Below are 26,216 nucleotides of genomic sequence, written 5' to 3' on the forward strand. Positions count from 1 at the left end.
TAGGGGGAACATAGGTGAATATTCTTGGGTATTTTCAAAAAGTAGGTAAAGCATTGATGGTGCCAGTCGCCACGCTTCCTGCAGCTGCAATTTTAATGGGTATCGGTTACTGGATTGATCCAAATGGTTGGGGTGCTAACAGTGCACTTGCAGCTTTCTTGATCAAAGCAGGCGCCGCAATTATCGACAATATGTCTGTACTGTTCGCAGTTGGTGTTGCGTACGGTATGTCTAAAGATAAAGATGGTGCTGCTGCGCTATCTGGTTTTGTTGGTTTCCTTGTTGTTACCACACTTCTGTCTCCGGGCGCTGTTGCACAAATCCAGGGTATCGACCCTAGCGCTGTGCCAGCTGCATTCGGCAAAATCAACAACCAGTTCGTAGGTATCTTGGTTGGTATCGTTTCTGCTGAACTGTACAACCGTTTCTCTTCAGTTGAACTTCACAAAGCGTTGGCGTTCTTCTCTGGTAAGCGTCTTGTACCTATCCTGACTTCTTTTGCTGGTATCTTCATTGCGTTCATCCTGATGTACGTATGGCCAACCGTATACGGTGGTCTAGTAAGCTTCGGTGAAGGCATCCAAGGTATGGGTGAAGTAGGTGCTGGTCTATATGCATTCTTTAACCGTCTTCTGATCCCTGTTGGTCTGCACCACGCACTGAACTCAGTGTTCTGGTTCGACGTTGCAGGCATTAACGATATTCCTAACTTCCTGGGTGGCGCTAAGTCAATCGCAGAAGGTACAGCGACTGTTGGTGTAACAGGTATGTACCAAGCGGGCTTCTTCCCAATCATGATGTTTGGTCTTCCAGGTGCGGCACTGGCTATCTACCACACTGCGAAAGCTGAAAACAAAGAGAAAGTTGCTTCTATCATGATCGCTGCGGCGTTCGCATCTTTCTTCACGGGTGTGACTGAGCCTTTAGAATTCTCATTCATGTTCCTAGCACCAGGTCTGTACGTTCTGCACGCAGCATTAACTGGTCTGTCTGTATACATCGCTGCATCTATGCAGTGGATTGCAGGCTTCGGCTTCTCAGCTGGTCTTGTGGACATGGTTCTGTCTACGCGTAACCCGCTAGCCGTTAACTGGTTCATGCTGATTGTTCAAGGTGCTGTGTTCTCAGTGATTTACTACACTGTGTTCCGCGCGGTAATCGTTAAATTCGACCTGAAAACACCTGGCCGTGAAGACGACGAAGAAGAATCAACTTCTGGTGTTACTGGTTCGAAAGAAACGGGTGAGCTAGCGCGTCAATACCTGAAAGCGCTGGGTGGCCACGACAACCTGACCAACATCGATGCATGTATCACTCGTCTACGTCTGACTGTTAAAGATGGCAGCCAGATTGATGAGAAAACGCTGAAAGCACTAGGTGCAATGGGCGTTGTTAAATTGGGCACCAACAACCTACAGGTTATCTTGGGTCCTCTAGCAGAAATCGTCGCTGGCGAAATGAAAAAAGTTGGCGTTAGCGAAGATTTGACGAACGTCAAACTGCCATAATCTAATTTACTGACAAATTAGTTATCTAGCCGGCCTTTAACAGGGTCGGCTTTTTTTGGGCCTTTTTCGGCCGAATCGTAGGAAAAATGTACATGAATAAGACGTTTAAGCTTGGTTTTCTCTCTGTTGCGATTGCAGCAGGCCTAGCAGGTTGTGGCGTTCTTCCACAGCAATCTGCTGATCAAAACGTTGTTGATGCATTGGCATCTCAATTAGACATCAGTTATGACGTTCAAACTAACCATGGTGCGCAGGAAGGTCTTGCGTGTCAGGCAATGGGCGCTGAGTGGGCATCATGTAACAACGTCATCATGACGGTTGTTAACGAAGGTGAGGCCGTTGCTGATAATAACTGGCGTATCTATTTGCACAGCATTCGCGTCATTCTGGACGTAGCAAATGAAGACTTCACCATCAAGCACATTACCGGCGACCTTTACGAGCTAGCCCCAACTGCGTCATTCAAAGGCTTCGCGAAAGACGAGACAATTGAAATTCCGATGATTGCTGAATACTGGCAGTTGTTTGAAACCGACTTCATGCCACGTGCTTATGTGGTTGCTGGTGATGCAACCCCACGCGCGATTGACTCTCTAAACACTGAAAACGTTGATGCGTTTGTTGCTGAAATCGATGGCAATAAATGGAAGCGCACGCCTGAAGACAACAACATTCTGGCGACTGCGGCGTCTCGCTTCGCGAAAAACAGCGATGTTGAAGCCTTGTCTGAAAGTGCTATCGACGTTGCAATTATCCCAACACCGTTGAAAACGCGTCAAATGAGAGGCGAGTTGAACGTAGCGTCTGGTTTTGCGCTGAGCAACAACGCATTGGATGCTGAACAGCTAGCGGCATTTGAAGCACGTGCAGCGCTACTAGGCGTAAACACCAAAGGTGAAACTGCGTTAAGCATCACGCTGGATGAGAAAGCATTCAACGGCGAAGAAGCGGTATCGGGCGCATACAAGCTTGCGATCAACGCCAATGGCGTTGAAGTACTGGGCTTCGACAGCGTCGGTGCTTTCTACGGCCTTCAGTCTCTGCTTGCTCTGACTGAAAAAGGCGAGAACGCAACCCTTCCAATGGTTGCGATTGAAGACGCCCCACGTTTTGAATACCGCGGTGTGATGGTCGATGTGGGCCGTAACTTCCATTCAAAAGAAGCGATGTTGCGTACCATTGATCAAATGGCAGCCTACAAGCTAAACAAACTTCACCTGCACCTGACTGATGATGAAGGCTGGCGTTTAGAGATCCCTGGCTTGCCAGAATTGACTGAGGTGGGTTCAAACCGTTGCCACGATCTTTCAGAGACATCATGCCTGCTGCCGCAGCTAGGTTCAGGCCCAGCAACTGACAACTTCGGTTCGGGTTTCTTCTCTAAAGCGGATTACGTAGAAATGCTACGCCATGCAAAAGCACGTGGCATTGAAGTGATCCCAGAAATCGACATGCCTGCGCACTCTCGTGCAGCCGTTGTGTCGATGGAAGCGCGTTACACCAAATATGCAGAGCAAGGCGATCTCGCGAAAGCAGAAGAGTTCCGTCTGATGGATCCATTGGATACATCAAACGTTACGACGGTTCAGCTGTACGACAAGCGTAGCTTCATCAACCCATGTATGGATTCGTCTCTTCGTTTCGTTGATAAAGTGATCACCGAAGTGAAAGCGATGCACTCAGAAGCGGGTATGCCGCTAAATACCTGGCATTTTGGTGGCGACGAAGCGAAAAACATCAAGCTGAACGCAGGCTTCCAAGATATCAATGCGTCTGAGCCTGTGGCTTGGAAAGGCAACATTGACATGAGCAAAGAAGATAAACCGTTTGCTCAGTCTCCAATGTGTCAAAAAATGATTGCTGAAGGCGCGGCGGCAGACTTCGGTCACCTACCAAGCTACTTTGCAGAGCGCGTAAGTGGTGTTGTGAATGCGCACGGCATTGAAAACTTCCAAGCATGGCAAGATGGCCTGAAGTACTCGAAAGATGCGTCAGCGTTTGAAACTGAAAACACCCGCGTAAACTTCTGGGACGTGCTTTACTGGGGCGGCGACGCATCAGCATATGATTGGGCAAGCAAAGGCTACGATGTGATCGTGTCTAACCCTGACTATGTGTACATGGACATGCCGTACGAAGTTGACCCGAAAGAGCGTGGTTACTACTGGGCAACCCGTGCAACGGATACCCGTAAGATGTTTGGCTTTGCACCAGAGAACTTGCCTCAAAATGCTGAAACGTCAGTAGATCGCGATGGCAATGGTTTCAACGGTAAAGGTACTGTTGACCACAACCAAGGTTTCTACGGTCTATCTGCACAGCTTTGGAGTGAAACTGTTCGCACTGATGCGCAGTACGAGTACATGGTCTTCCCACGTGTGATCGCAGCGGCTGAGCGTGCATGGCACAAAGCTGACTGGGAACTGGATTACCAAGTCGGTAAAGCCTTCAACCTAGACACCAACTTCGTGAACAAAGATGCCCAGCTACAAGACTGGACACGCTTTGCAAACGTGATGGGTCAACGTGAAATGGCGAAGCTGGATGCTGCTGGCATTCAATACCGTATTCCAGTTCCAGGTGCTAAATTGGACGCGGGTAAGCTTCACATGAACATCAGCATGCCAGGTCTACCGCTTCAATACTCTGTTGATGCGGGTAAGACATGGATCGACTATTCAGCGCCAGTAGCTATTGACAATAATGTTAATGTAAAAGTGCGCGCTTTGAGTGCAGATAAACAACGCGAAGGTCGTGCGGTTTCTCTGTAATTCCCTCGAAAAGCATCAAAGCCCGCGTCTCGCGGGCTTTTTTTTGTCCAAATGGCTTTGGTGCGTTCAGTAGTGGTTGAGTAAATAGCCACGATCGGGGATTATTGGGCGTTATTTTTAAGTTATGTCGAATTCGGTTCTTCCTACGAGGTATTTTTGATGAGTGAGTCTGAGGCTCGTCCAAGCAACTTTATCCGTCAAATCATCGACAAAGATTTGGCGAATGGTGCTCATGCAACTGTTCACACGCGTTTCCCGCCTGAGCCAAATGGCTATTTGCACATTGGCCATGCGAAATCTATCTGCTTGAACTTCGGTATCGCGAAAGACTACCAGGGTCAGTGTAATCTTCGTTTTGACGACACCAACCCAGAAAAAGAAGATATCGAGTACGTTGAATCCATCAAGAACGATGTGAATTGGTTGGGTTTCCAATGGGACGGCGAGGTTTGCTATTCATCTGATTACTTCGATCGCTTACACGGCTACGCTGTCGAGTTGATTGAAAAAGGCTTGGCATACGTTGAAGAGCTGAGCCCTGATGAAATCCGTGAATATCGTGGCACCTTGACGGCGCCGGGTAAGCACAGCCCATACCGTGACCGTAGTGTTGAAGAAAACATTGCGCTGTTCGAGAAAATGAAGAACGGTGGCTTTGAAGAAGGTAAAGCGTGTCTGCGTGCGAAAATCGACATGGCATCACCGTTTATGGTGATGCGCGATCCGGTTATCTACCGCGTGCGTTTTGCTCACCACCACCAAACCGGTGACAAGTGGTGCATTTACCCAATGTACGATTTCACGCACTGTATTTCAGATGCGCTTGAAGGCATTACACATAGCTTGTGTACGCTGGAGTTCCAAGATAACCGTCGTCTTTACGATTGGGTATTGGACAACATCACCATTGAGTGTCAACCACGTCAGTACGAGTTCAGTCGCCTGAATCTTGAGTACACCGTGATGTCTAAGCGTAAACTGAGCCAGCTTGTAAGCGAAAACTTGGTTAGCGGTTGGGATGACCCACGTATGCCAACCATTTCTGGTTTGCGTCGTCGTGGTTACACGCCTGCATCAATCCGTGAATTCTGTAAGCGCATTGGTGTGACGAAGCAAGACAACACCATTGAAATGAGTTCACTGGAATCTTGCGTACGTGATGACCTGAACGAAAACGCACCACGTGCAATGGCTGTACTTGATCCAGTTAAGCTAGTGATCGAAAACTACGCAGAAGGTGAGATTGAAACATTGATCGCACCGAATCACCCGAACAAGCCAGAAATGGGTGAGCGCGAAGTGCCATTTAGCCGTGAGATTTGGATTGAACGTGAAGACTTCCGCGAGGAAGCGAACAAGAAGTACAAGCGTCTTGTTCTAGGTAAAGAAGTTCGTCTGCGTAACGCTTACATGGTGAAAGCTGAGCGTTGTGAAAAAGATGAAGATGGCAACATCACCACAATCTTCTGTACCTATGATCCAGAAACCTTGGGTAAAGATCCTGCTGACGGGCGCAAGCCAAAAGGCGTGATCCACTGGGTATCTGCGGATGCAGGTGTAGAAGCGGAAGTGCGTTTGTACGACCGTTTGTTCACCATCGCAAACCCAGCTGGCGCAGATGATTTTGCAGCAACCATCAACCCTGAGTCACTGAGTGTGACCCGCGGTTATGTTGAGCCAAGCTTAAAAGCGGCAAGTGCAGAACAAGCGTTCCAGTTCGAGCGTATGGGTTACTTCTGTGTTGATCGTAAAGACAGCACGGCCGAAGCGTTGGTATTTAACCGTACCGTAGGTCTCCGCGATACTTGGGCGAAAATCGAAGCCAAGTAATTGAAACGCAGAGATTGACGATAATAAAAAACCGGAGCTTAGGCTCCGGTTTTTTTGTGTTCTTTTTTACGAAGGAATTAAACTTCGTCGTTGTGAATGCTTGGATCGGCTTTGCAATCGCCCTCTAAGCAGTGGCCATAGAGGTACAAGCTGTGGTTGGTTAGACGCACATTGTATTGGGTAGCGATTTCGCGCTGGCGCTGTTCGATTGTTTCGTCAGTAAATTCGATCACTTTGCCACAATCCAAACAAACGAGATGGTCGTGGTGATGTTGAGTAGCGAGTTCGAATACGGACTTGCCGCCTTCAAAATGGTGACGAGTAACAATCCCTGCATCGTCGAATTGGTTTAATACGCGATAAACAGTAGCTAAGCCGATTTCTTCGCCAATATCAATAAGCTTCTTATAGAGGTCTTCGGCGCTGATGTGCTGACAGTCCGGCTGTTGCAAGACTTCTAAAATCTTTAAGCGCGGCAGGGTGACTTTTAATCCTGCGTCTTTCAGTGCCTTGTTGTTATCTGACATCCGGTTCTTCCTACGTAATTGCGTTTTCCCTAAGTGTGAATGAGAACGGGAAAATTGATAAGTAGCGTAACAAATGTGATAAGCCGCCGCTAGTAGGATAGACCAAATATCTGACTTAATTGCTTGGTTTTGCGGCTTGTTGTCGAAATGCAAAAGTGGCAGGATAGGACTGGTTAGACCAGAAAGGGAAGTCTTGTGTACAAATTCTACAAACCACGGATTGTGAAATTCGCGCTAAATTGCTGGCCGCCCTTTTGGGGTGCAGGTATCAAAATACTGTCGATCAGCGATGATTTTCGCGCGACGCAAGTGAGATTGAAACTGCGCTGGTGGAATAAAAATGCCAATCGTACTCAGTATGGTGGCAGCATATTTTCGATGACAGATCCGATATATGCCTTGATGCTGATGGGGATTTTGCGCGAAGAATATTTCGTGTGGGACAAAGAAGCGGATATTAATTTTATTAAACCAGGGGCATCAGCCTTGTTTGCTGATTTTGTCATTTCTGAAGATGCCATCACGTCGATAAAGCAGCAAACCGCCGGGGGAGATAAAGTCTTTCCCGAGTTTATTGTGAACGTGAAGAATGAAGAGGGTGACGTGGTAGCGCGGGTTCGTCGCGTGCTCTATGTCCGGAAAAAGCCAGACTATAGAAAAGAATCCGAAAACGCTGAAAATGTAGAGACATAAAAAAACGCGCCATCGGCGCGTTTTTCTCACATGTTCTTGTTTAGCCTTCTAGCTCTGCAAGACACATTTCTTCGTGAATTTGCTTCACCCAGTTTTCAACGCGCTGAGCAGTAAGCTCTGGTTGACGGTCTTCATCAACACACAGACCCACAAAGTGGTTGTCATCAACAAGTGCTTTAGATGCTTCAAACTCGTAACCTTCAGTTGGCCAGTGACCAATGATGGTGCCGCCTTTGGTTTCAACGATGTCACGGATTGTGCCCATCGCATCACAGAAGTACTCTGCGTAGTCTTCTTGGTCACCACAGCCGAAAATCGCAACCAGCTTGGTTGAGAAATCTACTTGCTCAAGTTCTGGGAAGAAATCATCCCAATCACACTGTGCTTCACCGTAGTACCATGTTGGGATACCAAGCAGCAGAAGGTCAAAGTTATCGATGTCTTCTTTGCTACTTTTAGCGATGTCCTGAACGTGGACCAGTTGTTTACCCAGTTGTTTTTGAATCATCTTGGCGATAGCTTCAGTGTTACCTGTATCGCTACCAAAGAAGAGACCTACGCTCGCCATAATAGAGAGTACCTATTTTTTGTTAAGCGGGGTGCAATACACACAACCCCAAAATGTTAAGTGTAGAAGAAGGCCGCGCCTTCTTACTGTCGGAAACGTTATTGCGCTTGAATTGGGTTTTGTTAGCGGCTTAATCAGCCAATGCCTGATCCTTCCCAAAACAATTGGATGACGCCTTTAGTGATAAACCCTGCGCATCCAAGAAAAAGTACCAACCAAACGATACGTCGACCAAAAGGGGGTACATTTCCTTCGTTAAGTACGTCCTTGATTGCCATGCCGATAAAAAAGAAAATGCCTGCAAAAAGCAGATCCAGTCCAATCTTTTCGAGCAGTTCGAAATGCTCGTGCAGCATTCCCGCCTCCGTTCGGAACTATTATTCGTCGCGCACTATATCACAACAAAGAGTGGACTGTTAACGCTCTGACTTTGTTAAAAAGCGAGTGATCACACGCGCAACCGTGTCCGGTTTTTCAGCGTGTAGCCAATGCCCTGTGCCGGTAACAACGTGCGCTTTTGCCTTTGGAAATTGGCGTTCAATGCTCTCGCGGTGCTCCGCAGAAATATAGTCAGATTCCGCGCCCTTCAAAAACAGGGTTTTCTTGTCAAACACCCCATCCAGTGGCCAATCCGTGATGTCATCATAATTGGATTCTAATGCAGCAACATTGAATCGCCAGTCGAAATATCCGTCTTCTTGTTTGGCGAGTGATTTTAGTAAAAACTGCCTAACACCGGGTTCTTTCACATGGAGAGATAATGTTTGTTCGGCTTCTTTTCTATTAGCAATCGGGTAAAGCATGGTGGCATTCAAACCCGCGAGTACCGCATCATGACGCCTTACAGGATATTTGACGGGAGCAATGTCCATCACGACCAATTGATCAACAAGATCTGGGTGTGCAATTGCAAGGGCCATCGCGACCTTTCCGCCCATGGAGTGCCCGACGACAGAAACGCGATCAAGGCCTTGTTGAGCAATGAAATCCTTCACCGCACTTGCTTGCGAAGAGTAGGTAACATCGTTACTGCGCGGGGAGAGACCATGATTGGGAAGATCAATCTGATACACCTTGTAGTGATCCGCTAAAACACGGGCCAACCCACCTAAATTATCTAAACTGCCGAAAAGTCCGTGGATCAACAATAAAGGTTGTCCTTCTCCTTGGATCTTAAAGTTCAAAAACACGGTTGTTTTCTCTCAATATGAATTGTTTGCCGTAGAGTATACCTCTCTAACTCTGTATAATCGCCCCGTTGAATTGTAATTAGGACACGATGATCAAACGATGAAGACGATTGAGGTTGATGAAGAGCTATACCGGTACATTGCCAGCCAAACTCAACACATTGGTGAAAGCGCATCTGATATTCTGCGTCGACTACTAATGGCGCCACAGGTTGAGCAGCCTTCTGCTGCTGCGTTGGAAACAGCGTCAAGACCACAAGGTATTGTTGTTAGTAAAGATGCAGGCAAGAGCGACACCATCGATCGTGTTAAGGAAATGCGTTCGTTGTTGATCTCTGATGAATTTGCCGCGCAAGATAAAGCGATTGGTCGTTTTATGTTGGTGTTGTCGGCGCTGTATCGTATTGATGGGCAATCATTTTCAGAAGCAACTGCGCTGAAAGGCCGAACCCGTGTCTATTTCGCTGATAATGAGCAAACGCTATTAGAAAGCGGAAAAACCACCAAACCAAAACATATTCCAAGCACGCCGTTTTGGGTGATTACTAACACCAATACGGGCCGTAAACGCCAGATGGTTGAGCAGTTAATGACCAAAATGGGCTTTGCTAACGACATTACCGAGAAGGTTGTCGGCGAAATCTAATGCTGGTGATTGCCATGCATTAACGTGAACGTGCGCTGTTTTTAGCATTGTTCAACGTAACGCGAATTTTTAGAGGCTTTGTCTTTGACGAGCCTCTAACTCTATATAACGACTCATTTCCTGAAAGGATGCGACTGTATGACTAGCCGCGATCGTGCAGGGCAACGCGCTCAGCAGCAAGATCTCTACAATATTCCCCTTCTTGTCTCAAACTACTTCCAGCTAACGCCAGACCCGCAAAACGCTGATCACAACGTTGCATTTGGTACGTCAGGCCATCGTGGTTCAGCAGACAAGTCGACATTTAACCAACACCACATTTGGGCGATTGCACAAGCTGTTGCTGAAGTTCGCGCTGAAAATGGTGTGACGGGTCCGCTTTACGTGGGTAAAGATACGCACGCACTGTCGGAGCCTGCATTCTGTTCTTTGGTTGAAGTTCTGATTGCGAATGGCGTAAATGTGATTGCACAGGAAGCAGGCGGATATACGCCAACACCGGGTATTTCACACGCTATTCTTGTTCACAATATTGCGAACAGCACACAGGCTGACGGCATCGTGATTACGCCATCTCACAACCCACCACAAGATGGGGGCATTAAATACAACCCTCCACATGGTGGACCGGCTGAAGGCGATATCACAAAAGCTATCGAGTCTCGTGCGAATGTGCTTATTGCCGAAGGGCTTGTAGGCGTTAAACGCATGGGTTATGCCGATGCGATCGCGAGTGATCTCTTTGTTGAGCAAAACCTTGTGCCTGCTTACGTTGAAGACCTTAGCAATGTGATCGACATGGCGGCGATCAAACAAGCCAATTTACGTATTGGTGTCGATCCATTGGGTGGCTCGGGCATCGATTATTGGAAGGCGATCACTGCGCACTACGATCTGGATATTACGCTGGTTAATGACGATGTTGATCCGTCATTCCGTTTTATGTCGTTGGACAAAGATGGCGCAATTCGCATGGACTGCTCATCGCCTTACGCGATGGCTGGCTTGCTCGCGTACAAAGATAACTACGACTTAGCGTTTGGTAACGATCCTGATTTCGATCGCCACGGCATTGTGACCCCAGCAGGCTTGATGAATCCAAATCATTACCTTGCTGTGTGTATCGATTATCTTTACCGCAATCGTCCAGATTGGACTTCAAACATTGCCGTTGGTAAGACGTTGGTCTCTAGCGCCATTATCGACAAAGTTGTTGCGAGCCTTGGCCGTGAACTTTGCGAAGTGCCTGTTGGCTTCAAATGGTTTGTTGATGGTCTATACAGCGGCAAGATCGGCTTTGGTGGCGAAGAAAGTGCAGGCGCATCTTTCTTGCGTAAAGACGGTACGCCATGGTGTACCGACAAAGACGGCATCTTATTGTGTTTGCTAGCGGCAGAAATTACCGCAGTGACCGGTAAAAACCCGCAGCAATACTACGATGAACTGGCTGCAAAGTTTGGTGCATCTAGCTATAACCGTATTCAGGCTGTTGCGAATGGTCAGCAAAAAGCGGTCCTAAGCAAACTGTCTGCGGAAATGGTGACGGCAGAGATGTTGGCGGGCGACCCAATTGTTGCGAAGTTGACGCATGCGCCGGGTAACGGTCAAGCCATTGGTGGCTTGAAAGTGACCACTGAGTTTGGTTGGTTTGCGGCACGCCCATCGGGCACAGAAGACGTTTACAAAATTTACTGCGAGAGCTTTAAAGGTGACGCGCACTTGCGTCTGATTGAAGAAGAAGCAGAAAAAATCGTGAGTGACGTGTTCGCAAACGCCGGGCTATAACCTGCACTAGACATGACAAAGCCATCGCGAATTGCGGTGGCTTTTTTGTTTCTATCAATCGGCGAGCAGTTTACGCGTGCGCAGTAGGCCAATCGTCAGGAACAATGAACCAGTGTTTTCCTTCTTCGTCGAGCAGGTGCTGAGCGCGTTGAAAGGGCGTTTTCATGATGAAGGGTTCAAGCGCCGAGTGTTGAGGCGTTGCCATCCACTGATGTCGCTCCAGCTCGAAAAAACGTTTACCTGCCGGGCATTGGTTGGCCCAACACCAATACCCTGATATTGCATCCGGTTCGACGTTAGGGCTTTCCACGTTCTGTGCGTCTAAAAAGGGGTTTACGTACAATCGTCCTTGAACCAACAATTTCTGCTTGCTCACATTTAAGTGAGGAAATTGCGACACAAAGGCATCTGATTGAGAAAGGGGGAGTTGGTGCCCTATCATCTTCTGGTATTTCTTGGCGAGGGTATCTTTGGCATTTGGCCCGTGCCACTCACCGTGATAGGCGAGGTAAAACTTTATCGCCACTTCCCAATGTTCTAATTCACCCTTCGCATTTTTTACGATGAAATCAATGGCCCCGAGGGTTCTTCCGTTCTCATCAACTTGCAGTTCTTCTGCCACAATGTCGTACTCAGGATGCGCATTGAGCAGGGATTGAATTAACCATTGGTAGTAAAACCCGATACGTCTTCCGCCTTGGTATTGTGCCTGATGAGGGCGTTGCTCTAACTGCCAAAAGGCATTATCGACTTGAATGTCGCTGTTGATGCTGACCACACTGGGCGCGTTGAGTATCCATTCAATATCACGCTCGATTTGGTCGGGGTTGGAAAACATAGGGTCACATCCTTGATTCGCGATAAGGCTAGGTTAACGTAAATTGAGCGCTTCGGTATACTATGGGGAAATTCTTCGACCCTTTTCCGTGATTTAGGATGAACATGAATAACTTCGAATTAGAGGCGCTGCTCAACACTTTTTTGAAGCCTCAGGCCATAAAAGACTACTGCCCGAACGGCATGCAAGTTGAAGGGAAATCAGACGTAAAGAAAATTGTCACGGGTGTGACGGCATGTCAGTCGCTAATTGACGAAGCTATTGCACATAACGCTGATGCGATATTGGTCCATCATGGCTACTTTTGGCGTGGAGAATCCGAGCCGTTGAAAGGCATGAAATTTCGCCGTATTAAAGCCTTGATAGAAAATGGCATTAATTTGTATGCCTACCACCTTCCGCTCGATGTGCATCCAGAAGTGGGAAACAATGCTCAGTTAGCCGCGATGCTGGAGATCGATGTTAAAGGGGGATTGGAAGAGGGCAATCCAAACTCTGTTGCCATTTGGGGTGAGCTTAACACCCCAATGTCTGCGGATGCTTTTTCTGCATTTATCCAGAAAAAACTGAATCGTGCCCCTTTGCATATTGATGGTGGGAATGCCGGAGACATTAAGCGTGTGGGTTGCTGTACGGGCGGCGGTCAGGACTTTATTGACCTCGCCGCGAGCAACGGCTTGGATGCCTTCATTTCCGGAGAAGTGTCAGAGCGCACGACGTTTTCAGCAAGAGAGCAGGGGATTCATTACTTTGCTGCAGGGCATCACGCAACGGAACGCTATGGCGTGAAAGCACTGGGTGAATGGTTGGCAAAACATCATGGCTTCGATGTCACTTTCATTGATATTGACAACCCGGTTTAGCATGTGAAGTAAAATGCCTCGTGTTTAGGTTGGAAGATGTTGCCTTTTTCTGACCGCGAACAGGCATAAAAAAACGCCGCAATTGCGGCGTTTTTGTTTTCTAAACGTAGGCTTACTCGCGTTCGCCAAGAGGTTTAAACTCACGCTGATCGTAACCAGTGTATAGCTGGCGTGGACGACCGATGCGGTTTTGAGGATCGCCGTGCATTTCGTTCCAGTGTGCAATCCAACCGATAGTACGAGACATCGCAAAGATCACAGTGAACATCGAAACAGGAATACCGATCGCTTTCAGAATGATACCTGAGTAGAAATCGACGTTCGGGTACAGCTTTCTCTCGATAAAGTACGGGTCAGAAAGTGCAATGCGTTCTAGCTCCATAGCAACGTCCAACAATGGGTCGCTAATGTTCAGCTCATCAAGAACGTCATGACATGCTTGGTTCATTACCGTTGCACGTGGGTCGTGGTTTTTGTAAACGCGGTGACCAAAGCCCATCAAACGGAATGGGTCGTCTTTGTCTTTCGCACGTTCAATAAACTCAGGGATGTTTTCAACTGAACCGATTTCTTCCAGCATCTTCAAACATGCTTCGTTAGCACCGCCGTGTGCTGGTCCCCAAAGTGATGCGATACCTGCCGCGATACACGCGAATGGGTTAGCACCAGAAGAACCCGCTAGACGAACCGTAGAGGTTGACGCATTTTGTTCGTGGTCAGCATGCAGGGTAAAGATTTTATCCATTGCACGAGCGACAACCGGATTCACTTCGTATTCTTCACAAGGCGTAGCAAACATCATGTGAAGGAAGTTCTCTGCATAGTCTAAATCGTTACGTGGGTAGATGAACGGCTGCCCAATTGAATACTTGTAACACATTGCCGCAAGGGTCGGCATTTTAGACAACAGACGGTATGCCGTGATCTCACGGTGAACATCGTTATTGATGTCGAGTGAGTCATGGTAGAACGCCGCAAGTGCACCAACAACACCAACCATAACAGCCATTGGGTGTGCATCTCGGCGGAAACCGTGGAAGAAGCTCGCGATTTGCTCGTGAACCATTGTGTGACGGCTTACAACGCGACGGAATTCTGTATATTGAGCTCGAGTTGGGCTTTCGCCATACAGAAGGATATAACAAACTTCTAAATAGTCAGCGTTATTGGCGAGTTGATCAATCGGATAGCCTCTGTGCAATAAAACGCCTGCGTCACCATCAATGTACGTAATTTGTGACTCACACGACGCTGTTGCAACAAAACCCGGGTCAAACGTAAAAAATCCATTTGCGCCCAAAGCACGAACATCGATCACTTCTGGACCGACTGTGCCTCCTTTGATCGGCAGTTCGATAGGTGCTTTCCCTTCAAGATGTAGGGTAGCTTTCTTATCTGCCATAACATTCTCCTTTGTTATTTTATAATCCTATCCCGGATACGGACCACGTTGTTGTACCGATCGCCGAATAAGATGTCAATTTAGAGAAGTGAACTTTGTCGGGTGCGCGCAAGTATAAAAAATATGTGCAGTTTAAGTTAATGCTCTGTTTCGGGATTTCCGTCAATTTTATTGGTTTGTGTTTAAATGTTACGGGGCATATACTCTGCCGCAGGTCTCTGGATATTACACAAAGCCGAGGCGTTTCGGGGCTCAATTCGATATTTTTTCTGCGTAAAACGGCGCATGAACTGCAGTAAATAGCAGTAGAGTCCGTAAACGTGACCAAGATGTTGTAAGTCTAGCGCTGTCGCAAGATGTGATACCAGGGAGTGTTATAACAATAAATGCTCAATGGAGCTGAGTGGGCCATATCGTGAAAGTAAGAAAGCCAAGACCGGTAAACCTCGACCTCCAGACCATTCGCTTCCCTATCACAGCGATCGCGTCTATAGCGCACCGTGTATCGGGTGTAATCACCTTTATATCGGTTGCCATCCTACTATGGCTTTTAAGCCTATCCCTTTCTTCCCCAAGTGGTTTCGAGTCTGCTGCAGGCTTCGTAGATAGCTTCTTCGCCAAATTTATTCTGTGGGGCATTCTCACTGCTTTGGCGTATCACATCGTTGGTGGTATCCGTCACCTTTTGATGGACATGAAGTATTTCGAAGAACTTGAAACAGGCACGTTAAGTGCACAAGTTGCGTTTGGCGTAACCGCATTTCTATCTGTTTTAGCGGGGATTTTAGTATGGTAGGACATGTATCTTCTTTCGGTAGAAACGGGGTTCATGATTTTATCTTGATCCGCGCGACTGCCATCATAATGACTCTTTATACCCTCTATATGGTGGGATTTTTTGCATTTGGCCCTGAGCTAACGTACCAGACGTGGCTCGAATTCTGGAGCCAAACGAGCAACAAAGTCTTCACCATGCTGGCGCTTGTTTGCGTGCTCATCCATGCATGGATCGGCATGTGGCAGGTATTGACTGATTACATCAAGCCAACACTGCTTCGTGCGCTGATGCAGTTCGGTATCGTTGCTTTGCTGTTCGTCTATCTGTTGACCGGCTTTTTCGTTTTGTGGGGTGTGTAAGTGAGTATTCCAGTAAGAGAATTCGACGCAATTGTTATTGGTGCGGGCGGCGCAGGTATGCGTGCTGCACTTCAAATTTCTGAGCAGGGCCTATCTTGTGCACTGCTATCCAAAGTTTTCCCAACGCGTTCGCATACTGTGTCTGCGCAAGGTGGTATTACCGTTGCTCTGGGTAACTCCCATGAGGACAACTGGGAATGGCACATGTATGACACCGTAAAAGGGTCTGATTACATTGGCGACCAAAACGCGATTGAGTACATGTGTAAAACAGGTCCTCAATCCATCATCGAATTGGAAAAAATGGGTCTTCCATTCTCTCGTTTCGAAGATGGCAGCATCTACCAACGTCCATTTGGCGGTCAGTCAAAGGCGTTTGGTGGTGAGCAGGCAGCACGTACCGCAGCAGCAGCTGACCGTACAGGTCACGCATTGCTTCACACGCTTTACCAACAGAACATTAAAAACAAAACAACGATTTTTTCTGAGTGGTATGCGCTTGATTTGGTTAAAAACCAAGACGGTGCCGTGGTCGGTGCAACGGCGATGGACATGGAAAGCGGCGAAATTTGTTATTTCAAAGCGAAAGCAACCGTTCTTGCTACAGGTGGTGCAGGCCGTATTTATCAATCTACAACCAACGCCCACATCAACACGGGTGACGGCGTAGGTATGGCATTGCGTGCAGGCGTGCCAATGCAAGACATGGAAATGTGGCAATTCCACCCAACGGGCATTGCAGGCGCAGGCGTTCTGGTAACAGAAGGCTGTCGTGGTGAGGGTGGTTACCTTCTCAACAAAGACGGCGAGCGCTTCATGGAACGTTATGCACCAAACGCGAAAGACCTTGCTGGTCGTGACGTTGTTGCACGTTCAATGATGGTTGAAATTCGTGAAGGCCGTGGCTGTGAAGGTCCTTGGGGTCCACACATTAAATTGAAACTTGATCACTTGGGTAAAGACGTTCTTGAAGCTCGTCTACCAGGCATTCTTGAATTGTCTCGTACCTTTGCTCACGTTGACCCAATTAAAGAACCCATCCCTGTTATTCCAACCTGTCACTACATGATGGGTGGCGTGCCAACGCAAATTTCAGGTCAAGCCATCAAGCAAGATCCGAACGGCAACGATGTTGAAGTTCAAGGTCTGTTCGCGTGTGGTGAGATTGCGAGTGTATCGGTTCACGGTGCAAACCGTCTGGGCGGTAACTCATTGCTCGACTTGGTGGTATTTGGTCGTGCGACCGGTCTACACCTTGGTGAAACGTTGGCTGCTCAAGTCGAAGCGCGTGATGCGTCTGAATCTGATATCGAAGCATCTCTTGCTCGTGTAAATCGTTGGAATTCAACGCAGAAAGGCGAAGACCCTGTTCAAATTCGTAAAGATCTTCAGTCTTGCATGCAGAACAATTTCTCGGTATTCCGCGAAGGTGACGCTATGGCGAAAGGACTGGAAGAACTTAAAGTTATCCGTGAGCGCCTAAAAGAAGCGCGCTTGGATGACACCTCTAGCGAGTTCAATACTCAGCGTATTGAATGTTTAGAGCTTGATAACCTGATGGAAACAGCATTCTCAACGGCTGTTGCGGCTAACTACCGTACAGAAAGCCGTGGTGCTCACGCTCGCTTTGACTTCCAAGAGCGTGATGATGAGAACTGGCTATGCCACACCATCTACAACCCAGAAACTGAAGCGATGACGAAGCGTGATGTAAACATGGAACCTATTCATCGTGATACATTCCCGCCTAAAGCGCGTACATACTAAGGGAGGTAGATAATTATGAAACTGAATTTCTCTGTATATCGTTACAACCCGGATGTTGATGACGCGCCGCACATGAAAGGGTACACCCTTGAAGTGCCAGACGGCTCGGACATGATGGTGCTAGATGCTTTGATCTTGTTGAAAGAACAAGATGCAACGCTCGCATTCCGTCGCTCTTGTCGCGAAGGGGTTTGTGGGTCTGACGGCATTAACATGAACGGTAAGAATGGATTGGCGTGTGTGACGCCGTTGTCAGCACTGACTGACAAATCCAGCATTGTTATCCGACCATTACCTGGTCTACCCGTTGTGCGTGACTTGATTGTCGATATGACGCAGTTCTACACGAACTACGAGCGCGTGAAGCCGTTCTTGATTAACGACGGCACACCACCATCGCGTGAAAATCTGCAATCTCCGGATGATCGTGCACACCTTGACGGGCTGTATGAATGCATCATGTGTGCATGTTGTACAACGTCTTGCCCTTCGTTTTGGTGGAACCCAGACAAGTTTATCGGACCTGCAGGTCTCTTGGCGGCATACCGCTGGCTTATCGATAGCCGAGACACTGCAACGGACGAACGTTTATCAGATCTGGACGACGCTTTTAGTGTTTTCCGTTGCCATAGCATTATGAACTGTGTAAATGTTTGTCCTAAAGGGCTTAATCCGACAAAAGCAATTGGTCATATTCGATCAATGCTGCTCAAACGAGCTGTCTAAGCCGCCGAATTGATACAAAATCTAGATTTAAGCTCCTCGAAAGGGGAGCTTAAAAGGAGCCCGGTTAGTCCCCAGGCATTGCAACACATATAACTAAGTGGTTAAGGGATAACAATGCAAAATGGCGTGATGAAGGCTTGGCTTGAGTCTTCTCATTTGGCTGGCGCCAATGCAACTTACGTAGAAGACCTCTACGAACTGTACCTCAGTGACCCCGAGTCTGTTGAAAACGAATGGCGAGCAATTTTCGATGAATTGCCCGTTGTGAATGGAAAAGCACCCGAGCAAGCCCACTCCAGAGTTCGTGATTATTTCCGTAGACTCGCTACCGAGACAGCGCATCATAGTGCCTCAGTCAGTGACCCAGATGTAGACGCAAAACAGGTTAAAGTATTGCAGCTTATCAATGCTTACCGTTTTCGAGGACATCAACAAGCAAACTTGGATCCTTTAGGTATTTGGCAACGCGACCGTGTACCTGACTTAGATCCGTCATTCCACTCTCTCAACGAAGATGACTTCGAAGAGACGTTCAACGTCGGTTCTTTTGCTATTGGGCAAGAGAGCATGAAACTCGCCGATTTGTATGAAGCGTTAAACAAAACCTACTGTGGTTCTGTTGGTGCGGAATACATGCACATTACAGATACCGAAGAAAAGCGTTGGCTCCAGCAGCGTATCGAATCTGTTGTGGGTCAGCCTGAGTTCTCAACAGATGAAAAAATCACACTTCTTGAAGAGCTAACAGCGGCAGAAGGTCTTGAGCGCTATCTTGGTGCGAAATTCCCTGGCGCGAAACGCTTCTCTCTAGAAGGTGGTGATGCACTCATCCCGATGGTGAAGGAAATCATTCGCCAAGCAGGTGCAAATGGAGCACGTGAAGTCGTCGTAGGTATGGCTCACCGTGGTCGTTTGAACATGTTGGTTAACGTTCTAGGTAAGAAGCCTTCTGAGCTTTTCGACGAATTCGCCGGCAAGCATGATGAAACTTGGGGTACAGGTGATGTGAAATATCACCAAGGTTTCTCAAGTGACTTTGCAACACCAGGTGGCGATGTTCACTTGGTGATGGCATTCAACCCATCTCACTTAGAAATCGTAAACCCTGTGGTGATTGGTTCTGTGCGTGCACGTCAAGATCGCCTCGGTGATAAAGACGGCTCTACTGTCCTTCCTATTTCTATTCACGGTGACTCTGCAATCGCAGGTCAAGGTGTGGTTCAAGAAACCTTCAACATGTCACAAGCGCGTGGTTATCGCGTGGGTGGTACCATTCGCATTGTTGTAAACAATCAGATTGGTTTCACGACGTCTAACCCGCACGATACGCGTTCAACGCAATATTGTACTGACATCGCGAAAATGGTTCAGGCGCCAATTCTGCACGTAAATGCGGATGACCCTGAAGCAGTTGCGTTTGTTTCTCGCCTTGCACTGGATTACCGAAATACGTTTAAGCGCGATGTTGTTATCGATTTGGTGTGTTATCGCCGCCATGGTCACAACGAAGCTGATGAGCCAAATGCGACTCAGCCTCTGATGTACCAGAAAATAAAAAAACACCCAACGCCGCGTAAACTTTATGCCGATGTGCTAGCTGATCAAAATGTCGCTGACATTGAGAAAGCAACCTACCTCATCAATGAGTATCGCGATGCACTCGATCGCGGTGAGCACGTTGTTAAAGAGTATCGCCCAATGGCGCTTCACTCTGTCGACTGGTCTCCATACCTTGGTCATGATTGGACCATCGAATGGCCAAATACCTTCGACATGACGCGTTTGGTAGAACTCGGACATCAAGTTTGTAAGTACCCTGAAAGCCACAAATTGCACAGTCGTGTTAATAAGCTCTATAACGATCGCCTTGCGATGGTGAATGGAGATAAAGCACTCGATTGGGGTATGGCTGAAACGCTCGCTTATGCAACCTTGGTTGATGAAGGCAAGCGTATTCGTATCAGTGGTCAAGACGCAGGCCGTGGAACCTTCTTCCACCGTCACGCTGTTTTGCACAATCAAACGGATGCGAGCACCTACATCCCGCTATCTAACCTTCATGACAAACAAGGGCCATTCCAAGTGTTTGACTCTGTGTTGTCGGAAGAAGCGGTATTGGCGTTTGAATACGGTTATACCACTGCTGAGCCAGGCGGCTTGACGATTTGGGAAGCACAATTTGGTGACTTCGCAAACGGCGCGCAAGTTGTTATCGACCAATTCATCAGCTCTGGTGAGCAGAAGTGGGGCCGTATGTGTGGCCTGACCATGCTGCTTCCACACGGTTATGAAGGTCAAGGCCCAGAGCACTCATCTGCACGTCTTGAGCGCTACTTGCAGCTTTGCGCAGAGCAAAACATGCAAGTGTGTGTACCGTCGACACCTGCACAGATTTATCACATGATCCGTCGCCAAGTGCTTCGCCCTATGCGTCGTCCACTTGTTGTGATGTCTCCTAAATCATTGTTGCGTCATCCACTTTGTACGTCTTCGCTTGATGAACTTGCTAACGGCAATTTCCAAAGCGCGATTGGCGAAGTTGATGATCTTGATCCAGCAGCAGTGAAGCGCGTGGTGCTGTGTTCCGGTAAGGTTTACTACGACTTGCTAGAAACCAGACGCAAAGAAGAAATCAAAGACGTCGCGATTGTGCGTATTGAGCAGCTTTACCCGTTCCCGAAAGAGGACTTACAAGCTGTGATTAGCCAATTCGTGAATGCAAAAGACTTTGTGTGGTGCCAAGAAGAACCTCAAAACCAAGGTGCTTGGTACAGCAGCCAACATAACTTCCGCTTAGCAATTCCTGCGGATGCCACCTTAAGCTATGCAGGGCGCGCTGCGTCAGCATCGCCAGCAGTGGGCTATATGTCGGTGCACCTAAAACAACAAAAAGCGTTAATTGAAGACGCGCTTACCCTGAATTAAGAACTAGAAAGCTAAGGAAAATAACGATATGACAATCGAAATTCTGGTTCCCGACCTACCTGAGTCTGTTGCGGATGCGACAGTTGCAACTTGGCACAAGCAGCCGGGCGACACCGTTGAACGTGACGAAGTGCTTGTTGATATCGAAACCGACAAAGTCGTTCTCGAAGTGCCTGCACCTGAAGCTGGTGTGTTGGAAGCCATTATCGAAGAAGAAGGTGCAACGGTACTTTCTAAGCAGCTGCTTGCGAAAATCAAAGCAGGTGCTGTAGCTGGTGAACCAACGAAAGACACCACCGCTTCTTCAGAAGCTTCTCCTGATAAGCGCCACACGGCGTCTTTGAGCGAAGAGCAAAACGAGTCACTAAGCCCAGCCGTTCGCCGCCTACTCGCAGAAAATGATCTGCAGCCAGAGCAGGTGAAAGGCACGGGTGTGGGTGGTCGTATTACACGTGAAGACGTGGACGCGTTCCTGAAGCAAGGTGGTGCGAAAAAAGCAGCGCCTGCGCAAGAAGCAAAAGACGACACACCATCTCTTGGTCACCGCAGTGAAAAACGTGTTCCTATGACACGTCTTCGTAAGCGTGTTGCAGAGCGTTTACTCGAAGCCAAGAACAGCACTGCGATGCTGACAACGTTCAACGAAGTGAACATGAAACCAATCATGGACATTCGTAAGCAATACAAAGATGTGTTTGAAGAGCGTCATGGTATCCGCTTGGGCTTTATGTCTTTCTACGTGAAAGCCGTTGTAGAAGCGCTGAAACGTTATCCTGAGGTGAATGCATCTATCGATGGTGATGATATCGTTTATCACAACTTCTTTGATGTAAGCATGGCCGTTTCAACCCCACGTGGTTTGGTAACGCCAGTGCTTCGCGACTGCGACCGTCTTGGTTTGGCAGACGTTGAAAAGGGCATCAAAGAATTGGCACTTAAAGGTCGTGACGGTAAGTTAACCGTTGATGATCTAACCGGTGGTAACTTTACTATCACCAATGGCGGCGTTTTTGGTTCATTGATGTCGACGCCAATCATCAACCCACCACAAGCTGCAATTCTTGGTATGCACAAGATCCAAGAGCGTCCAATGGCAGTGGATGGCAAGGTTGAGATTCTACCAATGATGTACCTTGCTCTTTCTTATGATCACCGTTTAATCGATGGACGCGAGTCTGTGGGTTTCTTGGTTACCATCAAAGAGCTTTTAGAAGACCCAACGCGTTTGCTGCTTGACGTATAAGTAGTCCGGCTTCTGTCGGTAACAGGGGGCATGACGTCCCCTGTGTGGAAAGCAAATTAGACCTATAAAATGGAAAACAGACACGGATAGAACATCATGAATCTGCACGAATATCAGTCAAAACAGCTGTTTGCTGAATACGGGCTGCCTGTATCAGAAGGGTATGCTTGTGACACTCCTCAAGAAGCAGCGGAAGCTGCAGACAAGCTTGGCGGCAACAAGTGGGTTGTAAAATGCCAAGTACACGCTGGTGGTCGCGGTAAAGCGGGCGGCGTAAAGCTTGTTAGCACAAAAGAAGAAATCAAAGAGTTTGCTCAAAACTGGTTGGGCAAAAACCTGGTGACTTACCAAACGGATGCAAACGGTCAGCCGGTAAGCAAAATCTTGGTTGAAGATTGCACTGACATCGCGAAGGAACTTTACCTTGGTGCGGTTGTTGACCGTGGCACGCGTCGCGTTGTCTTCATGGCATCAACGGAAGGTGGTGTGGAAATCGAAAAAGTTGCGGAAGAAACGCCGGAACTGATCCACAAAGCAGCGATTGATCCATTGGTAGGCCCTCAGCCATACCAAGGTCGTCAACTTGCATTCAAACTTGGCTTGCAAGGCGACCAGATCAAGCAATTCACCAAGATCTTTATGGGCATCGCTAAGTTGTTCATCGAGCGTGATGTTGCACTTGTAGAAGTTAACCCATTGGTTATCACTGACCAAGGCAACTTGCACTGCCTAGATGCAAAACTGACTATCGACAGCAATGCAGTTTACCGTCAGCCAAAAGTGCGTGAAATGCACGATCCTAGCCAAGATGATGCACGTGAAGCGCACGCAGCTCAGTGGGAACTGAACTACGTTGCTCTAGACGGAAGCATTGGCTGCATGGTTAACGGTGCTGGCCTTGCAATGGGTACTATGGATATCGTTAACCTGCATGGTGGCAGCCCGGCAAACTTCTTGGATGTTGGTGGCGGCGCGACAAAAGAGCGTGTAACCGAAGCATTCAAAATCATCCTATCTGACGATAATGTAAAAGCCGTTTTGGTGAACATCTTCGGCGGTATCGTACGTTGTGACCTCATTGCAGACGGCATCATTGGTGCGGTTGAAGAGGTAGGCGTTAAGGTACCTGTTGTTGTTCGCCTAGAAGGTAACAACGCAGAACTTGGAACTCAAAAATTGGCCGATAGCGGCCTGAACATTATCGCTGCGACCTCACTGACTGAAGCAGCTGATAAAGTTGTTGCTGCAGCGGAGGGCAAATAATGTCTGTTTTGATCAATAAAGATACTAAAGTTATTTGCCAAGGTTTTACCGGTGGCCAAGGTACGTTCCACTCTGAGCAAGCGCTTGAGTATGGTACGCAAATGGTAGGTGGTGTTTCTCCTGGTAAAGGCGGCACAACACACCTCGGCCTTCCTGTGTTCAACACAGTGGCTGAAGCGGTAGAAGCAACGGGTGCAACGGCATCAGTTATCTACGTACCAGCACCATTCTGTAAAGATGCAATCCTAGAAGCTATCGATGCAGGCGTTGAGCTTATCGTCACCATTACTGAAGGCATTCCAACACTGGACATGCTAGAAGTGAAAGTGAAGCTAGACGAAGCTGGCGTTCGCATGATCGGTCCTAACTGCCCAGGTGTTATCACTCCAGGCGAGTGTAAGATCGGTATCATGCCAGGCCACATTCACAAGCCAGGTAAAGTAGGTATTGTATCGCGTTCAGGTACCTTGACTTACGAAGCTGTTAAGCAAACAACTGACGAAGGTTTCGGCCAATCTACTTGTGTAGGTATCGGTGGTGACCCAATCCCAGGTTCAAACTTCATCGACGTTCTAGAAATGTTCGAGAAAGATCCTGCGACTGAAGCGATCGTCATGATCGGTGAAATCGGTGGTACTGCAGAAGAAGAAGCGGCTGCATACATCAAAGAGAACGTCACTAAGCCTGTCGTTTCTTACATTGCAGGTGTTACAGCACCTCCAGGTAAGCGTATGGGTCACGCAGGTGCGATCATCTCTGGTGGTAAAGGTACTGCGGAAGACAAATTTGCGGCACTAGAAGCTGCTGGCGTGAAAACCGTTAAGAGCCTTGCTGACATCGGCAAAGCACTTCGCGAGAGCACGGGCTGGTAATACAGCTAACGCGCTGTCTTCGGATACGCTGAGAAATAAAAAACCGCTCTCATGAGCGGTTTTTTTATGTGCTTAATAGGACGTGTTGGCTTATTCCACTTGTCGGCGGAATTGGCTAAGAAAAAACAGTAAACCAGCAAACACCACCACTGAAGGCCCTGCAGGGGTGTCCTCAAGCCAAGACAGTGAGATACCACCAAGGACGGAGAGCACGCCGATTACGCTGGCAAGCATCGCCATTTTTTCAGGGCTGGTGGAGAAACGCCTCGCGGTCGCTGCTGGGATAATCATCAAGGAAGTGATGATCAGCGCCCCCACGAACTTCATCGCAATGGCAATGACCAATCCGACCATGAGCATCAGGATTAGGCGTAGTCGATCCACATTGTATCCGTCCACGCGCGCAAGCTCTTCATTAACGGTAATAGCGAGAAGCGGGCGCCACATCTTGATCAGCGTAAGCGTGACCAATCCGCAGCCAAGGGCGATCCAGCCTAAATCGGTGCTCGAAACAGACAGCAAATCACCGAATAGATAAGCCATGAGATCGACGCGTAAATCATCGACCAAGCTGATAGAGACCAAGCCTAAAGAGAGAGAAGTATGCGCGATAATGCCAAGGAGCGTATCGGTCGATACGCTGCTTTTTCGCTGCAAGCCAACCAGCAACATGGCGATCAGTAAGCAGCTAGCAATTAGGGCGACATTCAAATTCACTTGAAAAATGAACCCCAGTGATAAGCCCAAAAGAGAGGCATGCGCTAAGGTATCGCCGAAGTATGCCATTTTGCGCCAAACAACGAATGAGCCAAGCGGGCCGACAGCGGCTGCAATCAAAATGCCCGCAAGAATCGGGATGGTTAAAAACTCAAGCATCTTAGTGGTCTCCGTGCTGGCAAGGACCAACAGGGTTGCCTGATAGATCGTGGTCGTGATTATGGTGGTGGTGATACAAGGCGAGCTGTTCGCTTTCTTGGCGACCAAACATTGCAACATATTCTGGGTGTGATGATATTGAATCAGGCGCACCTGAGCAGCAAATATGGTGCTGCAAGCAAATAACCTCATCGGTTTTTGCCATCACAAGATGCAGGTCATGAGAGACCATTAAAATGCCACAATGCAGTTTGGCTTTTAGCTTGGCTATCAGGCTGTATAGTGCGAGCTGCCCGGTGACATCAACACCTTGTACCGGCTCATCAAGCACCAGTAAATCAGGCTTTTTGAGCACGGCATTCGCCAGCAAAACGCGTTGCGTTTCACCGCCGGACAGCGTGTGCATGTTTGCATTGAGCAACTTGGTTGCGCCCACGAGCGACAATGCCTCGTTAATCGACGTGGATGTTGCATAAGGGTTTAGTTTTAGAAAGCGCTCTACGCGAAGCGGCAGCGCATCGTTAAGGTGAAGTTTCTGAGGAACATAACCAATCTTCACATTGCGGCTGCGATCAACACTACCTTCCGTGGGTTTGTTTAGGCCTATAACCGTTTTGACCAGTGTCGACTTTCCTGCACCATTGGGACCAATAAGCGTGGTGATTTTGTCTCTGTATAGGGAAAACGTAACCCTGTCCAGAACGCTTCTGCCATCAAACACGACGGAAACGTTATCGAGTGTAACAAGAGGTGCGGACATAAATTCGACATGATGTTTAAAAGGAA

23 protein-coding genes are annotated in these 26,216 nt (G+C 48.0%); 15 read left to right on the plus strand and 8 right to left on the minus strand.

What is annotated here, in order from left to right; translation table 11 throughout:
- Positions 1-14: 14 nt before the first annotated feature.
- The 3 genes from nagE (at position 15) to glnS (ending at position 6,109) form a co-directional block, all read left to right on the plus strand.
- A complete protein-coding gene (gene nagE, locus EQP46_RS08110) occupies positions 15-1,508 on the plus strand; it encodes an N-acetylglucosamine-specific PTS transporter subunit IIBC (protein ID WP_129493162.1) in 1,494 nt (497 codons plus the stop codon).
- A 92-nt stretch (positions 1,509-1,600) separates the two neighbouring features.
- On the plus strand, positions 1,601-4,279 hold the full coding sequence (locus EQP46_RS08115) for a beta-N-acetylhexosaminidase (RefSeq protein WP_129493163.1): 2,679 nt from the start codon (positions 1,601-1,603) through the stop codon (positions 4,277-4,279).
- 159 nt (positions 4,280-4,438) lie between these two features.
- Positions 4,439-6,109, plus strand: coding sequence for a glutamine--tRNA ligase (glnS, locus tag EQP46_RS08120; RefSeq protein WP_129493164.1), 1,671 nt, complete (start codon positions 4,439-4,441; stop codon positions 6,107-6,109).
- A gap of 77 nt (positions 6,110-6,186) precedes the next feature.
- Here glnS and fur read toward each other — a convergent pair whose 3' ends face one another.
- The gene (gene fur, locus EQP46_RS08125; protein WP_129493165.1) at positions 6,187-6,636 is read right to left on the minus strand and encodes a ferric iron uptake transcriptional regulator; all 450 of its coding nucleotides are present in this window, start codon (positions 6,634-6,636) and stop codon (positions 6,187-6,189) included.
- Between the two features lie 195 nt (positions 6,637-6,831).
- Between fur and EQP46_RS08130 the strand changes: the two genes are divergently transcribed.
- Positions 6,832-7,329: a DUF4442 domain-containing protein gene (locus tag EQP46_RS08130; RefSeq protein WP_129493166.1), complete on the plus strand. Its 498-nt coding sequence runs from the start codon at positions 6,832-6,834 to the stop codon at positions 7,327-7,329.
- A 40-nt stretch (positions 7,330-7,369) separates the two neighbouring features.
- On the opposite strand, the gene fldA is transcribed toward EQP46_RS08130, so the two are convergent.
- The 3 genes from fldA to EQP46_RS08145 form a co-directional block, all read right to left on the minus strand.
- Positions 7,370-7,897 (minus strand): flavodoxin FldA, encoded by a 528-nt coding sequence (gene fldA / locus EQP46_RS08135; RefSeq protein ID WP_129493167.1) that lies wholly within the window; start codon positions 7,895-7,897, stop codon positions 7,370-7,372.
- A 134-nt stretch (positions 7,898-8,031) separates the two neighbouring features.
- Positions 8,032-8,253: a DUF2788 domain-containing protein gene (locus tag EQP46_RS08140; RefSeq protein ID WP_129493168.1), complete on the minus strand. Its 222-nt coding sequence runs from the start codon at positions 8,251-8,253 to the stop codon at positions 8,032-8,034.
- A 60-nt stretch (positions 8,254-8,313) separates the two neighbouring features.
- Positions 8,314-9,087: an alpha/beta fold hydrolase gene (locus EQP46_RS08145; RefSeq protein WP_129493169.1), complete on the minus strand. Its 774-nt coding sequence runs from the start codon at positions 9,085-9,087 to the stop codon at positions 8,314-8,316.
- Between the two features lie 100 nt (positions 9,088-9,187).
- On the opposite strand from EQP46_RS08145, the gene seqA reads away from it, so the two are divergent.
- Entirely contained in the window at positions 9,188-9,733 is a 546-nt protein-coding gene (seqA, locus tag EQP46_RS08150; protein ID WP_129493170.1) for a replication initiation negative regulator SeqA, read from the plus strand.
- A gap of 138 nt (positions 9,734-9,871) precedes the next feature.
- The gene (gene pgm / locus EQP46_RS08155; RefSeq protein ID WP_129493171.1) at positions 9,872-11,518 is read left to right on the plus strand and encodes a phosphoglucomutase (alpha-D-glucose-1,6-bisphosphate-dependent); all 1,647 of its coding nucleotides are present in this window, start codon (positions 9,872-9,874) and stop codon (positions 11,516-11,518) included.
- Positions 11,519-11,588: 70 nt separating this feature from the next.
- Here the strand turns inward: pgm and EQP46_RS08160 are convergent, their stop codons facing one another.
- On the minus strand, positions 11,589-12,356 hold the full coding sequence (locus tag EQP46_RS08160; RefSeq protein WP_129493172.1) for a DUF1853 family protein: 768 nt from the start codon (positions 12,354-12,356) through the stop codon (positions 11,589-11,591).
- A gap of 104 nt (positions 12,357-12,460) precedes the next feature.
- On the opposite strand from EQP46_RS08160, the gene EQP46_RS08165 reads away from it, so the two are divergent.
- Positions 12,461-13,219: a Nif3-like dinuclear metal center hexameric protein gene (locus EQP46_RS08165; RefSeq protein WP_129493173.1), complete on the plus strand. Its 759-nt coding sequence runs from the start codon at positions 12,461-12,463 to the stop codon at positions 13,217-13,219.
- Between the two features lie 112 nt (positions 13,220-13,331).
- On the opposite strand, the gene EQP46_RS08170 is transcribed toward EQP46_RS08165, so the two are convergent.
- A complete protein-coding gene (locus tag EQP46_RS08170) occupies positions 13,332-14,621 on the minus strand; it encodes a citrate synthase (RefSeq protein ID WP_129493174.1) in 1,290 nt (429 codons plus the stop codon).
- Between the two features lie 403 nt (positions 14,622-15,024).
- On the opposite strand from EQP46_RS08170, the gene sdhC reads away from it, so the two are divergent.
- The 8 genes from sdhC (at position 15,025) to sucD (ending at position 24,554) form a co-directional block, all read left to right on the plus strand.
- Positions 15,025-15,417, plus strand: a complete 393-nt coding sequence (gene sdhC, locus EQP46_RS08175) for a succinate dehydrogenase cytochrome b556 subunit (protein ID WP_129493175.1) — start codon at positions 15,025-15,027, stop codon at positions 15,415-15,417.
- Complete coding sequence (gene sdhD / locus EQP46_RS08180) at positions 15,411-15,758, plus strand: succinate dehydrogenase, hydrophobic membrane anchor protein (RefSeq protein WP_017008826.1); 348 nt, start codon at positions 15,411-15,413, stop codon at positions 15,756-15,758. The genes sdhC and sdhD overlap by 7 nt, the downstream gene beginning before the upstream one ends.
- The gene (gene sdhA, locus EQP46_RS08185; RefSeq protein WP_129493176.1) at positions 15,759-17,525 is read left to right on the plus strand and encodes a succinate dehydrogenase flavoprotein subunit; all 1,767 of its coding nucleotides are present in this window, start codon (positions 15,759-15,761) and stop codon (positions 17,523-17,525) included.
- 15 nt (positions 17,526-17,540) lie between these two features.
- Positions 17,541-18,251, plus strand: coding sequence for a succinate dehydrogenase iron-sulfur subunit (locus EQP46_RS08190; RefSeq protein ID WP_017008828.1), 711 nt, complete (start codon positions 17,541-17,543; stop codon positions 18,249-18,251).
- Positions 18,252-18,365: 114 nt separating this feature from the next.
- On the plus strand, positions 18,366-21,176 hold the full coding sequence (gene sucA, locus EQP46_RS08195) for a 2-oxoglutarate dehydrogenase E1 component (protein ID WP_129493177.1): 2,811 nt from the start codon (positions 18,366-18,368) through the stop codon (positions 21,174-21,176).
- Between the two features lie 28 nt (positions 21,177-21,204).
- Positions 21,205-22,419, plus strand: a complete 1,215-nt coding sequence (odhB, locus tag EQP46_RS08200) for a 2-oxoglutarate dehydrogenase complex dihydrolipoyllysine-residue succinyltransferase (RefSeq protein WP_129493178.1) — start codon at positions 21,205-21,207, stop codon at positions 22,417-22,419.
- Positions 22,420-22,515: 96 nt separating this feature from the next.
- Positions 22,516-23,682 carry an ADP-forming succinate--CoA ligase subunit beta gene (gene sucC / locus EQP46_RS08205; RefSeq protein WP_129493179.1) on the plus strand — a complete coding sequence of 389 codons (1,167 nt, stop codon included), beginning with the start codon at positions 22,516-22,518 and terminating at the stop codon, positions 23,680-23,682.
- Positions 23,682-24,554, plus strand: a complete 873-nt coding sequence (gene sucD, locus EQP46_RS08210; protein WP_102258744.1) for a succinate--CoA ligase subunit alpha — start codon at positions 23,682-23,684, stop codon at positions 24,552-24,554. The genes sucC and sucD overlap by 1 nt, the downstream gene beginning before the upstream one ends.
- Positions 24,555-24,644: 90 nt before the next feature.
- Here the strand turns inward: sucD and znuB are convergent, their stop codons facing one another.
- Entirely contained in the window at positions 24,645-25,430 is a 786-nt protein-coding gene (gene znuB, locus EQP46_RS08215; RefSeq protein ID WP_129493180.1) for a zinc ABC transporter permease subunit ZnuB, read from the minus strand.
- 1 nt (position 25,431) lies between these two features.
- Entirely contained in the window at positions 25,432-26,190 is a 759-nt protein-coding gene (gene znuC / locus EQP46_RS08220; protein ID WP_129493181.1) for a zinc ABC transporter ATP-binding protein ZnuC, read from the minus strand.
- Between the last annotated feature and the right edge of the window lie 26 nt (positions 26,191-26,216).

This window comes from Enterovibrio baiacu (genome assembly GCF_004120195.1).
In the GTDB taxonomy this organism is placed as follows: Bacteria; Pseudomonadota; Gammaproteobacteria; order Enterobacterales; family Vibrionaceae; genus Enterovibrio; species Enterovibrio baiacui.